Below are 11,957 nucleotides of genomic sequence, written 5' to 3'. Positions count from 1 at the left end.
AGCCGAACGGGACTCAAGCCTTGCGCGAATAGTCGATGCCGACGAAGCTACCGCCCTGGTAGCGCTGGCACAGTTCATCGAGCGGATTCGGGCGCGACAGGATGTCTTGCGCGTAGTCCTCGGCGTTCTGCTTCGGCTCGTAGCCAAGGCGCGCGGCGCCGCTGTTGTCCCACCAGCTGCGCGTATTGGCCGACACGCCCCAGATGGTCAGGAAGCCGACGTCTTCCGCTTCGATGCAGCGCTCGAGGAAATGCATCAGGTCCTTGTGGCCGAACCAGGTGCTCAGATGGCGCTGCTCGGTCGGACGCTCGAGGCAGCTGCCGATCCGCACGCACACGCTTTCGATGCCGTGCTTGTCCCAGTACATGCGCGCGAGCGCTTCGCCCCACACCTTCGACAGGCCGTAGAAGCCGTCCGGGCGCAGTTCGCAGTCGAGGCTCAGATGCTCGGTGACCGGGTACATGCCGATCGCGTGGTTCGAGCTCGCGAACACGATGCGCTTCACGCCGTTGCGGCGCGCGCCTTCGTAGACTTCGACGAGGCCGCGCAGGTTGTTCTCGATGATCTCGGGCAGCGGACGCTCGACGCTCGTGCCGGCGAAATGGATCAGCACGTCCACGCCGTTCAGCAGACGGTCGACCACCGCCGGATCGCGCAGGTCGCCGTTCATCACGTCTTCGCCGTCGACGAGCGGCGTCAGTACTTTGGAGCCCGCGGCCGAGCGCAACGGCACGCCACGCGCGACGAATTCAGCACGTACCACGGAGCCGAGCTGGCCGCCGGCGCCACTCAGGGCAATCTTCTTCATAGGGGTTCCTTTTACTGCGCCGCGCGCGAGGTCTTCAGAGAACAGACGGAGGATCTGAGCGGCCGGCGAATCGCGCTGCGCGCGTCGCATAACACACTCAAGTTGTACGATAACGTACTATCGACGATGGACAAGCGGATTTCAACTCCGCATTTACCCTTAAATTACTGCGCGGCAGTTTCGTACCTCTTTAAAAAACAAAGGCATAGGAACGTCGCCTTCGTGCGACATCGTATAACTCGAAGTGGATTTTTGTTCCAGAAGTGGATTTACCCGACGCCAGCGGGCGCGTGGCGTCCGACGCGAGCGGCGTCCGTATGCCGCCCGCGCCCTCAACGGATCACATCGTTACGTTCGCTCAGGCGCCGATGAATTCGAGCAGATCGGCATTGACCTTGTCGGCCTCCACCGTGCACATGCCGTGCTGGCCGCCCGGATAAACCTTCAGCGTTGCGTTCTTGACGATCTCCGCGGTGCGTCGGCCGGCCGCGTCGATCGGCACGATCTGGTCGTCGTCGCCGTGCAGCACCAGGGTCGGCACGTCGATCTTCTTCAGATCTTCGGTGTAGTCGACTTCGGAGAACTGCTCGATGCAGTCATATAGCCCCTTGATCGAACCGGCCATGCCCTGGCGCCAGAATGAATCGATCACGCCCTGCGACACCTTCGCGCCCTCCCGGTTGTAGCCGTAGAACGGCACGGCCAGATCCTTGAAGAATTGCGAGCGATCGTCCGCGACGCCCTTGCGGATGCCGTCGAACACGTCGATCGGCAGGCCGAGCGGATTATCGGCGGTCTTCAGCATCAACGGCGGCACCGCGCCGATCAGCACAGCCTTCGCGACGCGCCCCGTGCCATGCCGGCCGATGTAATGCGCAACTTCGCCACCGCCTGTCGAATGGCCGACCAGCGTCGCGTCCTGCAGATCGAGATGTTCGATCAGCGCGGCGAGATCGTCGGCGTAGGTGTCCATCTCGTTGCCGTCCCACGGCTGCTCCGAGCGGCCGTGACCGCGCCGGTCGTGCGCGATCACGCGAAAGCCCTTGCTGCCGAGAAACAGCATCTGCGCATCCCATGCATCGGCGGTCAGCGGCCAGCCGTGCGAAAACACGACCGGGCGGCCATGGCCCCAGTCCTTGTAGAAAATCGAGGTACCGTCTTTCGTCCTGATCGTGCTCATCTGCTGACTCCTTGTCGATGAAGTCTGCCGTCGCCGGCAGGTGGATGAAGCGCAAGCTGCTCACGAAGTATGCGCGCGACGCATGACAGAACGCCGTGCGAATGCGGCAATGAGTCATGACCTATTGAGAAATTCCGCCGCGAAATAACATCAACACCAAACGAATGGCGAACGGATAATGCGCAACGAATACTGAAGAGAAAAAGCTGAAACGGCCACGCGGCAGCGTGCATCGTAGAAGTAAAAAAATCGCCTGACCAGCACGCCCACCGACGAAGTCGGTTTGGATGGATCGATTGTCGGCTGGCGACAGACACCGCCCGGGACCTTGCCGCGCAAGGCTGCGCGAAACGCATTGCTGCAGCGCGGTCGATTGACGCAGCTCACGCGACGAGGCACACACGGCGACGTATCAACCGCCAAAAGAAACTTGATATTCAACAACGGCTTGCCTCATCGATAAGCGTATTTCGCATAAAACAAGGCGGTTTTTTGACGCACATCGCATCGCAACACTTTTTGTTTCGATCCCCTACTCTTGCGCCATCTGCCCAGCGCAGTGCGCACCGACATCGGTCGACGCGCGTAAGTCTGCTCACGCGGCCATCACGCACAACAGGATCATGAACTCCGCACTATCGGCATTCGATCTCGCGCGCATTCAATTCGCGTTCACCGTTTCTTTTCACATCGTTTTCCCCGCGCTCAGCATCGGTCTCGCCAGTTTCATCGCCGTTCTCGAATGGCGTTGGCTGAAAACCGGCAAGGCCTACTACAAAGATCTTTGTCTGTTCTGGTCGAAGATCTTCGCGGTGGCCTTCGGCATGGGCGTCGTCTCCGGCGTCGTGATGAGCTATCAGTTCGGCACCAACTGGTCGGGCTTCTCGAGTTTCGCCGGGCCGATCACCGGTCCGCTGCTGATGTACGAGGTGATGACCGCATTCTTTCTCGAAGCGGGCTTCCTCGGCATCATGCTGTTCGGCTGGCAGCGCGTGAGTCCGCGGGCGCACTTCGGCGCGACGCTGATGGTCGCGATCGGCACGCTGATCTCGACCTTCTGGATTCTCGCGTCCAATAGCTGGATGCAGACCCCGCAGGGCTTCGAAGTCGTCGACGGTCATGTCGTGCCGCTCGACTGGTTCAAGATCATCTTCAATCCGTCGTTCCCCTACCGGCTCGCGCATATGGCGCTCGCGGCGTTCATCGTCGCGGGGCTGGTGGTCGCGGCGGTCGGCGCGTGGCATCTGCTGCGCGGCCGGCGCGATCCCGCCGTCAAGAAGATGTTCTCGATGGCGCTCTGGCTGCTGTTGATCCTCACGCCGATCCAGGCATTCGTCGGCGATCAGCACGGCCTCAATACACGCAAGTATCAGCCGGCGAAAATCGCGGCGATCGAAGGCTTGTGGGATACCGAAAAAGGCGGTACCGCGCTGAACCTGTTCGGCATCCCCGACATGAAGGCCGAAACCACGCGCTACGCGGTGTCGGTGCCGCACCTCGGCAGCCTGATCCTCACGCATAGCTGGGACGGCGAAATCCGCGGTCTGAAGGAATTTCCGCCTCAGGACCGGCCGGATTCGACCGTCGTGTTCTGGAGCTTCCGCATCATGGCCGGCCTCGGCGTGCTGATGATCGCGATGTCGATCGCGGCCTGGGTGCTGCGCCGGCGCGGGCGCCTGTTCGAAGCGAAGTGGTTCCAGCGGCTGTGCGTCGCGATGGGGCCGAGCGGCTTCATCACGCTGCTGGCCGGCTGGGTCACCACCGAAGCGGGCCGTCAACCGTGGGTCGTGTACGGCGTGATGCGCACGTCGCAGGCGGTGTCGCCGCTGACCACGCAGCAGGTCGGTCTGTCGCTGATGACGTTCGTGGCCGTCTACTTCCTCGTGTTCGGCACCGGCATCTACTACATGCTGAAGCTGATGCGCTCCGGTCCCGCGCTGCCTGGCGGCAAGGCGAACGACATGTCCCACGGCCTGCCGCGGCCGACGCCCGCGCAGACCGCGCGCCGCCCGCTGTCCGCCGCCGATCAGATGATCGACGCCGTCTAACCTACGCTTCGAGAGAAAGAAAAAATGGACGTAACCGTCGTATGGGCCGCGATCATCGCGCTGGGCCTTTTCATGTACGTGGTGCTGGACGGCTTCGACCTCGGCATCGGCATCGTCTTTCCGTTCTTCCCCGACGAAAAGGAACGCGACCTGATGATGAACACGGTCGCGCCGGTGTGGGACGGCAACGAAACCTGGCTCGTGCTCGGCGGCGCCGCGCTGTTCGCGGTGTTTCCGGTCGTCTACTCGACCGTGCTGTCGGCGCTCTATCTGCCGCTCGTGTTCATGCTCGTGTGCCTGATCTTTCGCGGCGTGTCGTTCGAGATCCGCGCGAAGTCGCGTCGCACGAAGCATCTGTGGGATCTCGCATTCATCGGCGGCTCGGCGGGCGCGGCGTTCTTCCAGGGCATCGTGCTCGGCGCGTTCCTGCAAGGCATTCCGGTCGCCGATGGCGCCTATGCCGGCGACGCGTTCGGCTGGCTCACGCCGTTCAGCCTGCTGACGGGCCTCGGACTCGTCGCGACCTACGCGCTGCTCGGCTGCTGCTGGCTCATCGCGAAGACCGAGGGCGATCTGCAGCGACGGCTGCATCGCGTGGTCTGGCCGCTGACGCTGGTGCTGCTCGGCTTCATCGCGCTCGTGAGCCTGTGGACGCCGCTGATGGATGCGGGCATCGCGCAACGCTGGTTCCATGACGGGATCTTCTACCGTCTGCTGCCGGTGCCGTTCCTCGTCGCGATCTGCGCGTTCTTCATGCATCGCGCGGTGCGCGCGCGCCATCACAACACGCCGTTCGTGCTCGCGCTGGCGCTCGTGCTGCTCGGCTATCTCGGGCTGCTCGTGAGTCTGTGGCCGTATGCGATTCCGTCGAGCATCACGCTATGGGAAGCCGCCGCGCCACGCTCGAGCCAGACGTTCACGCTGGCCGGCGCGGCGGTGATCCTGCCGATCATCGTCGCCTATACGACGATGGGTTACTGGGTCTTTCGAGGCAAGGTGCGTCATGGCGACCAACATCACTATCACTGAAACGCGCGGTGCCAGTGCGTCGGCTCCCACCGCCACTGCCGCAACGCCCAGCCGCAAACTGCCGGGCTGGCTCTGGTTCATCGCGCTGTGGTGTTTCGGCGTGAGCGCGGCGATGTCGCTCGGCTTCGCCTTCAAGCTTCTCATGAATGCGACGCTGTTCGCGGTCAGATAGCGGCGCGCGAACCCGTGTCGATCCGGCGGGCATAACCTTCCGGATCGTGCGCGTCAGCGCTTCAAAAACAGGGCGCGCGGCTCGTCTACGTAGCAAGCCGGAACCTATGCGCGGGAGACCTGCCTTAACATCACGAAGCGCATCGAACGATGCCGGCAGCCGGCCACGGGCGTCGCAGCGCAACTGCGCAGCCTGCAACTGCGGCATGTGCAACGGCGGCAGCCCTCAACGGACAGGCTCGACTCGCGGAGACATCATGAAGTTTCTTGTAGCCGACGACCATGAACTGATCCGGCAAGGCGTCAAAGGCATGCTGCGCGGCTTCGATCCCGACGCCCAGTTCGACGAAGCCGACAGCTGGGAAACCCTTGCGACCGCCGCTCGCCCCGACGCGAATCACGATCTGGCGATCGTCGACCTGCATATGCCGGGCATGAGCGGCGCGAGGTCGCTCGAAACGCTGCTGAAGGCGAATCCGGCGCTGCCGGTCGTGGTGCTGTCCGCCGAGGAATCGCCCGACGAGATGCGCGCGGTGCTCGCGGCCGGCGCGCTCGGCTTCGTCCCCAAGCGCCAGCCCGCCAGCGTGATGCTGAAGGCGATCGAACTGGTGCTGTCCGGCGGTGCCTATGTGCCGATGGAGGCGCTGAGTCTGCTCGGCTCGCGCGAGACGCGGGCGGGCCCCGATGCGGATGGATCGGCACGTGTGCCGGCCCCGGGCGCCGCCGCGCAAGCCGTCCGCGCGCCGGGCCCCGGCACCGTCCCGCAGCTCGAACCGGTCACGCAGGTACCGTCGCTGCAGCCGCATCAGCAGCATCTGCTGGAGAACCTGTCACCACGTCAGCAGGACATCATGCGGCTCGTGCATCGCGGCTGGACCAACAAGATGATCGCGCGCGATCTCGGCGTCGCCGAAGGCACGGTGAAGGTGCATCTGTCGGTGATCTTTCGGGCGCTTGGTGTGCATAACCGGTCGACGGCGATCGCCGTAATCAATGGATGGCTGGAGGCCGGGAAGACGTTGTAGCGCTTTGTGCTGCGCCGCAAGCCCAACCCGTCTTGGTTCCAGCCTCTAAGGCTGCGTTTCGCTTTGCGCCCCTGAGCCCGCTTCAGCTTGCGGCGAGCCGGCCGCGGCGGGCGACGGCGCTGGGTCGTCCGGCGCTCCGCCCCCCAACACCACCGCACCCGCCGGCCGCCCCTGATCGAGCTCCGCCTGCTGCCACAGCATTTCCAGCGTGCGCCGCAAGCGCGCCGGCGTCACCGGCTTGTGCAGCACCGGAATCCCCTGCAACGCGAGCGCCGTCAGCTCCGCCGACGCCATATCGCCGGTGATCAGCAGCGTCACCACATTGCCGTGCCCCTCCCGCGCAAGCACGCCCCGTATCGCGCTCAGCGCCTGCGCGCCGGTGCGGTGATTGGCGAGCTGGTAGTCGCACAGCACCGCGTCGGGCACGAAGCTGTCCGCGAGCGCGGCGAGCGCGCCGGCTTCGTCGCGCGCGCCGCGCACGTCGCAGCCCCAGCGCTCGAGCAGACTCGCGAGGCCTTCGAGTATCGACGGCTCGTCGTCGATGCACAGCACGCGCCGCCCCTGCGCGGCCGGGCCGCCCGCGACCGAATCGTTCAGACTCGCGACGATGCCGCTCGCGTCACCCGCCTGCACCGCAAAGCGGAACACCGAGCCGCGCCCCGGCGCCGAGCGCAGCTGCAACTCGCCGCCGAGCAGGCCGACGAGCCGCCTGACGGTCGGCAGCCCGAGCCCATGCCCCTGACGCGCGTCGCGCTGCGGATTCTCGACCTGGTAAAACTCCTCGAAAATGCGCTCGTGCTCTTGCGGCGCAATGCCGACGCCCGAATCGCGCACCTCGATATAGCCGCCCTTCTGTCGCCCCGCGCGCCGCAAGCCGAGCCAGATCGCGCCTTGCTCCGTATAACGCACCGCGTTCGACAGCAGATTGCTCAACACGCGTTCGAGCAGCACCGGATCGTCGTAGACGACCATCGTCGTAGGCGCGATGCGCAGCGCGAGCCCCTTCGCCGCGGCCTGCGGACGATACTGGCTACCGACCCGGTCGAACAGCTCGGAGAGCCGGAAGTGCAACCGGATCACCTGGGTCACGCCGCTTTCGAGCCGGGCCAGATCGAGCACCTGGTTGAACAGCTGATTGAGCGCCTCGACGTTATAGACGATGTGCCCGGCCGTCTTCGCGTGCTGCGCGGGCGTCGCCGTCGGATCGTTCAGAGATGCCGCAAGCAGGCCGATCGCATGCAGCGGCTGACGCAGATCGTGGCTTGCCGCCGCGAAAAAGCGCGTCTTCGCGAGACTCGCTTCTTCGGCGACGCGCTTTTGCGCGGCCAGCGATTCCGCGAGGTATTGCTGATCGACACGCGCCTGCACGACCTGGCGAAACAGCTTGCGATAGCTCATCGCGTAGACGTTGATCGCGCAGAAGAAGAACGCGAGCACGATCGCGAGAATCGTGCGATCGAACGTATGCGAGCCGAAATGCAGCACGATCGACGGCAGCAGCAGAAACGGAATCGAGGTCGAAAAATTGAGGAGATCGAATCCATTCGACATGAACACGCCGGCCGCGAGCGTCACCAGCAGTACGGTATGCAATAACGGCAGATCGGTTTGCGGACTCTGGAACGCGAACCACACCGCGAAGCCCGGCCCGCTATAGAGGAGCACGCCGCGCAGCGCGTGCAGATAGATCCAGTCGCGCGGCGAGACGAGCTGCGGATAACGGCGATTGCAAATCCACAGCGCCAGGCCCGCGCAATTGGCGAGCGCATAAAAAACGAAGCACGCGATAAACAGCGGCGGTGCCGGCACATGCGGCCAGTAGATCGCCACCAGCACCGCGATCGAAAACCAGTGCGAAAAGAACGCGATCGGATCCTGCGCGTAGAGCACGCGCACGAGGTCTTCGTCGATGGCACGCTGGATCGGGTCGGCCCGCATGGGGCGGTCTCCTCTGTCGATCGGCGTGAGCGCTTTAGCGCTTACGCCGATCCCACGCAGCTTTATCGCGCGGGCATGGCAACTTCGTTGAGACGAAACACTGACGAAGCGGCGGCGCTCTGGCACTTCGTGGCAACCGCGGGTCCAATCGGGCGACCGAACGCGCCGCCCGCGCGGTCTATTCTACGGCGAATGCGCGCTCTTCAGACGAATCGTCAGCAATCCACCCGAAGGTTTATCCGGCAGTTTACCATCGCGAGTTTTTATGTCGCGTCGCACCAATTTTAAAGACAACTAAGCTGTTGATTAAAAACAAATAACATGTTTACCGTTTTACTCCTGCCTTCTATACACTGCCCCGACATAACGGTTCGCTGTGGGGGAATGCTGTGGGGGAATTGACCGAAAAACTACTGGCCGTACTCACGCCGATAGACCAAGGACGCGTCCTCCGGGATGGCAATGGAGTCGCAGGAAAGGTTCACGTGTCCGCAACCGGCGCGATTAGTGTGCACTTCCGCTATCGCTATCGGTTCGACGGGCAACAGAAGGAAGTGGCGCTGGGTGCCTGGCCCCGTGACACATTGAACGCCATTCGCGAAAAACATCAAGCCATCAAGCTTCGTGTCTCACTGGGCGCTGATCCCAACGGCCCCAAAAAAAGCAGTACGCCAGCAAATCACGCTTGAGCGGGCATTGGAAAAACGGCTGCTTGCAGAGCATACGGCCCGCGTCGAACAGGAACAGATTACGAGGTCCACCTTCCGCCAGCTCTGCGACGCATGGCTGGAACACGGGGTCAACCGGAAATGCAAGAAGCGGCTCAAGCTCACGTTCGAGAAAAACATCCTGCCGTCACTCGGGGAGAAACGTGTACACGATGTAAGTGATTCGATCCTCCTTGAAGTGCTGCAAGCGATCATCTCATCGGGTCGTAAGCCGACCGCACTCGCTCACTTTGGCGAGCTGCACCACATGTTCAAATGGGGCAAGCGCCGCAAGCCGTGGCGTGACCTCATCGATGTGCTGCCTACCGAACTGATCGATCTGGACCGCCTCTTCGGCAAGGGGTACGTCTCCTTGCGGACCCGAACCCTTTCCGAAAACGAAGTGCGTGACCTCAATTTGAAGATCGCGGCAACCCGTGAGACTCCCGACCGGGAAACGTGGGGTCGCGTGCGGCACACTCCGCTGGGCGAGGACACTGAGGCTGCAATATGGATCTATCGACGCGCAAGCGGAACATGGATCGCAAACCATCTCCACTGTGGGATTCGCTCGTACTCTCCGGGGGTGGCTGGACACCTCACGATCTGCGACGCACCGGCGCAACTTTCATGCAATCGCTCGGCATCTCCCCTGTCGTGATCGAGCGGTGTCTAAACCACGTCGCGCCACAGCGGGATCGACAGGAGGTCAATCCGAAACTGGTGCGCGTCTACCAGCAGTACGGCTACGCCAACGAAATGTGCGATGCCTGGCAACGCCTGGGGCACTACCTCGGCACACTACTGTCAACGCCTGTTGATAGCTTCGACGTCGAAACGCTGCTACTCGATCACACCCTGTGATTTCTGGTTACCGATTGGCTTCCAGCCAAGGCGAAGCGACATCCAAGGTAATCAGGTAACGCTCTAAGTCCGGATGAGAATCTGTCCGGAAACAACGGACGTTCAGGCCAAGCTGATATTTGTCGCCCGCCTGCCAATAGCCAGTAGGGGCCGCGCATCCGCGTATCTTAGCTCGCACAGTCGGCGTGTCCTCAAGGGGCGGGGAGTCTTCAACCAGAATCTGCCGCCAGCCGCCTCGACGAAGCTGCTCCTGCAAGTCCAAGACAATCGCCATCGTCTCGTCGAGCGGCAAGATCGTGACCTGTGGTGACATCCGAACGGAATCGACCTTACCGTGCTCGTCGTAGCTCACAGCCATGAACTTTGCAACAGGGGTCGAGAACCCGTACTGAGGATCGGTAAAACGCAGCCTAGCCGGACGGTTGATTACGCCGCCCCAATTCGCGCCCGGCTCGGCGGCCGGCAGGGTCGAGCGCGATTGCTGGCGCACCTGTTCGTAAGGCTCCCCGATCATCAGTAGAACTTCATCAGCAGGTCTAGTCACCGCGTAGATACCCCCTACGATAGTGCAGCCAATCACCAAGCACCCCAGATACACGAGCCGTCTGATTTTTTTACGCGACATAGCTATCTCGGATGCGCAACTAGAAAGATGGAATTCTCGACCATGTGCTTCTCTGTCGGGTTGCGCAATAGGTCGTCAAACCGCTGGGCTGCGCGCATTACGAACGCCATCCGCTGACCAGGATCGGCAAGGTTGGCGAGCGGCTGCTTACTGAAAATTTCAATTTGGGCGTTCGCTCCCGTTACAGTGCACTGGTTCGCAAGCGTCAACTGAATCTCGCGTGCCGAGCTAGTCGGAATGTTTAACGCCCATGCGAACTGATTAGCCCGCATCAGCATCGCAAACATCGGATCGTTGTACATAGCCGGCTGCAAGATATTGACCTGTTCATGCCATGCCAGCCGTTCAACACCTTTCGTGATGTTACCGGCATCAATTGCCTCAAAGCCCTGAACGGTTTCAAGTTGCGGCTCGCCGAAAGGCACTTTATCCGCAATCGGCCATACGACCGAGCCACGCAGCGCCGCGCGCTCCTTGAGACACCGCTTGAACCGCTGGAGCCCAAATCGTTTATAGAACATGTGCAGCGGCCAGATGTCGAGGAACAAGGCCGTATTGCCCTTGGCGAGCATCTGATACACCTTGGTCGCGCCTTCGCCGGTTGCCTGATCCGGCACAGGCATGCGCGGCGATCCATATGGCGACAGCCTTTCCAGAGGCGAGCTTTGCCGTTCCCATTGTTGATAGGCGTTGCGCTGCTGATTGGACTTGTGAATCAACTCGGCAGCGTTCAACAACCCGCAACCTACCTGCTTCGACGCGAACGCAGCAAGCCCGGCCCACTGGAAGCGATGATCATCAAGCCACGACTGTGCATAGGCGGCGTTGATACGGCGGTTGCGTGCAATCGGATCGTCTACGGCGACGATGGCTTCGGCCTGCTTCTGATAGAAGCGCCAGCAGTCGATACAGTCCTGCTTGTCATCTTCCGCTCGCTTTTTTGCGGCGGCCTCTTCCTCCTTCCAGTTGGGGTAACAGATCGGACATCTCGGGTTTTCACATCCCTGTCTAGCCATGCTCGCCAGCCTTTCCTTTTGTTATTTGAGTCGTACAACGAACATTCATGCGAATACCCTACAACAAGTTACTTGTCTACAAGACCGGTTCGACTTAACAAAAAATCACAATTAAGTTGTCAGTGACGGCAGTCAGGGCAGTCATCCCAATCCTCGCCGTGAGAACAGGTTTCCGGTTGCATGGCAAGCAATCCCCGGATTCTGTACACGATCCGGTTTGGCTCGTATTCGTTCATCGTGCTCGCGTAACACACAACCGCGTCGAGATGCGGCTCGATGGCGCGCAGCAGTTCCAGCGCTATCTACTGAGAAATTCAGGTTCTTCGCCCGACTAGCTATCGCCGTAAGCGCCTGATGTCCAAGGGTTTTCTGCGCGCGCTTAAAAATCAGGCTGGTTTACCCGGCGGTTTACCCATCGGCTAACACTTAATCCATATAGGCGACGGCCTTGCCGCGAACCATACTGCATTCACGTTTCAGCGCGGCATTTCAGCCACCTTCCCTCGACTCGCGGCCCACGCGCCGCGGCTCGCCGCGCTCCCTGCC

At 61.9% G+C, this 11,957-nt stretch carries 12 protein-coding genes; 7 read left to right on the top strand and 5 right to left on the bottom strand.

From position 1 onward, the window contains the following. Positions 1-13: 13 nt before the first annotated feature. Positions 14-808 carry an NAD-dependent epimerase/dehydratase family protein gene (locus tag F6X37_RS02635; RefSeq protein WP_184067005.1) on the bottom strand — a complete coding sequence of 265 codons (795 nt, stop codon included), beginning with the start codon at positions 806-808 and terminating at the stop codon, positions 14-16. A gap of 358 nt (positions 809-1,166) precedes the next feature. Next, a complete protein-coding gene (locus F6X37_RS02630; protein ID WP_018420811.1) occupies positions 1,167-1,988 on the bottom strand; it encodes an alpha/beta fold hydrolase in 822 nt (273 codons plus the stop codon). Positions 1,989-2,611: 623 nt separating this feature from the next. Between F6X37_RS02630 and F6X37_RS02625 the strand changes: the two genes are divergently transcribed. The 4 genes from F6X37_RS02625 to F6X37_RS02610 all read left to right on the top strand — a co-directional run bounded on the left by F6X37_RS02625 (position 2,612) and on the right by F6X37_RS02610 (position 6,261). Continuing rightward, positions 2,612-4,036, top strand: coding sequence for a cytochrome ubiquinol oxidase subunit I (locus F6X37_RS02625; RefSeq protein ID WP_090806103.1), 1,425 nt, complete (start codon positions 2,612-2,614; stop codon positions 4,034-4,036). 24 nt (positions 4,037-4,060) lie between these two features. After that, a complete protein-coding gene (cydB, locus tag F6X37_RS02620) occupies positions 4,061-5,065 on the top strand; it encodes a cytochrome d ubiquinol oxidase subunit II (RefSeq protein WP_187610209.1) in 1,005 nt (334 codons plus the stop codon). Further along, positions 5,040-5,237: a hypothetical protein gene (locus F6X37_RS02615; protein WP_187610311.1), complete on the top strand. Its 198-nt coding sequence runs from the start codon at positions 5,040-5,042 to the stop codon at positions 5,235-5,237. The genes cydB and F6X37_RS02615 overlap by 26 nt, the downstream gene beginning before the upstream one ends. Before the next feature lie 256 nt (positions 5,238-5,493). Continuing rightward, entirely contained in the window at positions 5,494-6,261 is a 768-nt protein-coding gene (locus F6X37_RS02610; RefSeq protein ID WP_187610208.1) for a response regulator transcription factor, read from the top strand. A gap of 45 nt (positions 6,262-6,306) precedes the next feature. On the opposite strand, the gene F6X37_RS02605 is transcribed toward F6X37_RS02610, so the two are convergent. Continuing rightward, the gene (locus tag F6X37_RS02605; RefSeq protein ID WP_187610207.1) at positions 6,307-8,199 is read right to left on the bottom strand and encodes a hybrid sensor histidine kinase/response regulator; all 1,893 of its coding nucleotides are present in this window, start codon (positions 8,197-8,199) and stop codon (positions 6,307-6,309) included. 389 nt (positions 8,200-8,588) lie between these two features. Here F6X37_RS02605 and F6X37_RS02600 point away from each other — a divergent pair, with 389 nt between their 5' ends. Genes F6X37_RS02600 through F6X37_RS02590 form a run of 3 tightly spaced genes read left to right on the top strand, consistent with a single transcriptional unit; the run spans position 8,589 to position 9,770 of the window. Then, entirely contained in the window at positions 8,589-8,888 is a 300-nt protein-coding gene (locus F6X37_RS02600; RefSeq protein WP_410451185.1) for an Arm DNA-binding domain-containing protein, read from the top strand. 7 nt (positions 8,889-8,895) lie between these two features. Then, the gene (locus F6X37_RS02595; protein ID WP_187610205.1) at positions 8,896-9,567 is read left to right on the top strand and encodes a phage integrase central domain-containing protein; all 672 of its coding nucleotides are present in this window, start codon (positions 8,896-8,898) and stop codon (positions 9,565-9,567) included. Then, positions 9,537-9,770, top strand: a complete 234-nt coding sequence (locus F6X37_RS02590) for a hypothetical protein (RefSeq protein WP_184066977.1) — start codon at positions 9,537-9,539, stop codon at positions 9,768-9,770. Before F6X37_RS02595 ends, F6X37_RS02590 begins: the two co-directional genes overlap by 31 nt. A gap of 7 nt (positions 9,771-9,777) precedes the next feature. Here the strand turns inward: F6X37_RS02590 and F6X37_RS02585 are convergent, their stop codons facing one another. Together F6X37_RS02585 and F6X37_RS02580 are read right to left on the bottom strand one after the other, a co-directional pair. Next, on the bottom strand, positions 9,778-10,395 hold the full coding sequence (locus F6X37_RS02585; RefSeq protein WP_187610204.1) for a flagellar biosynthesis sigma factor: 618 nt from the start codon (positions 10,393-10,395) through the stop codon (positions 9,778-9,780). Between the two features lie 2 nt (positions 10,396-10,397). Beyond that, positions 10,398-11,411, bottom strand: a complete 1,014-nt coding sequence (locus F6X37_RS02580) for a DUF2515 family protein (protein WP_187610203.1) — start codon at positions 11,409-11,411, stop codon at positions 10,398-10,400. Positions 11,412-11,957: the final 546 nt, after the last annotated feature.

The sequence above is a fragment of the Paraburkholderia sp. 31.1 genome (assembly GCF_014397645.1).
In the GTDB taxonomy this organism is placed as follows: Bacteria; Pseudomonadota; Gammaproteobacteria; order Burkholderiales; family Burkholderiaceae; genus Paraburkholderia; species Paraburkholderia tuberum.
Note: the sequence above shows the minus strand (reverse complement) of the source record. Positions and strands in the feature narration are given on the sequence as shown.

What these genes read in the sequence shown, in the direction of transcription:
- F6X37_RS02635 (WP_184067005.1), bottom strand. Translation starts at nt 808, where the DNA reads ATGAAGAAGATTGCCCTGAGTGGCGCCGGCGGCCAGCTCGGCTCCGTG.
- F6X37_RS02630 (WP_018420811.1), bottom strand. Translation starts at nt 1,988, where the DNA reads ATGAGCACGATCAGGACGAAAGACGGTACCTCGATTTTCTACAAGGAC.
- F6X37_RS02625 (WP_090806103.1), top strand. Translation starts at nt 2,612, where the DNA reads ATGAACTCCGCACTATCGGCATTCGATCTCGCGCGCATTCAATTCGCG.
- cydB (WP_187610209.1), top strand. Translation starts at nt 4,061, where the DNA reads ATGGACGTAACCGTCGTATGGGCCGCGATCATCGCGCTGGGCCTTTTC.
- F6X37_RS02615 (WP_187610311.1), top strand. Translation starts at nt 5,040, where the DNA reads ATGGCGACCAACATCACTATCACTGAAACGCGCGGTGCCAGTGCGTCG.
- F6X37_RS02610 (WP_187610208.1), top strand. Translation starts at nt 5,494, where the DNA reads ATGAAGTTTCTTGTAGCCGACGACCATGAACTGATCCGGCAAGGCGTC.
- F6X37_RS02605 (WP_187610207.1), bottom strand. Translation starts at nt 8,199, where the DNA reads ATGCGGGCCGACCCGATCCAGCGTGCCATCGACGAAGACCTCGTGCGC.
- F6X37_RS02590 (WP_184066977.1), top strand. Translation starts at nt 9,537, where the DNA reads ATGCAATCGCTCGGCATCTCCCCTGTCGTGATCGAGCGGTGTCTAAAC.
- F6X37_RS02585 (WP_187610204.1), bottom strand. Translation starts at nt 10,395, where the DNA reads ATGTCGCGTAAAAAAATCAGACGGCTCGTGTATCTGGGGTGCTTGGTG.
- F6X37_RS02580 (WP_187610203.1), bottom strand. Translation starts at nt 11,411, where the DNA reads ATGGCTAGACAGGGATGTGAAAACCCGAGATGTCCGATCTGTTACCCC.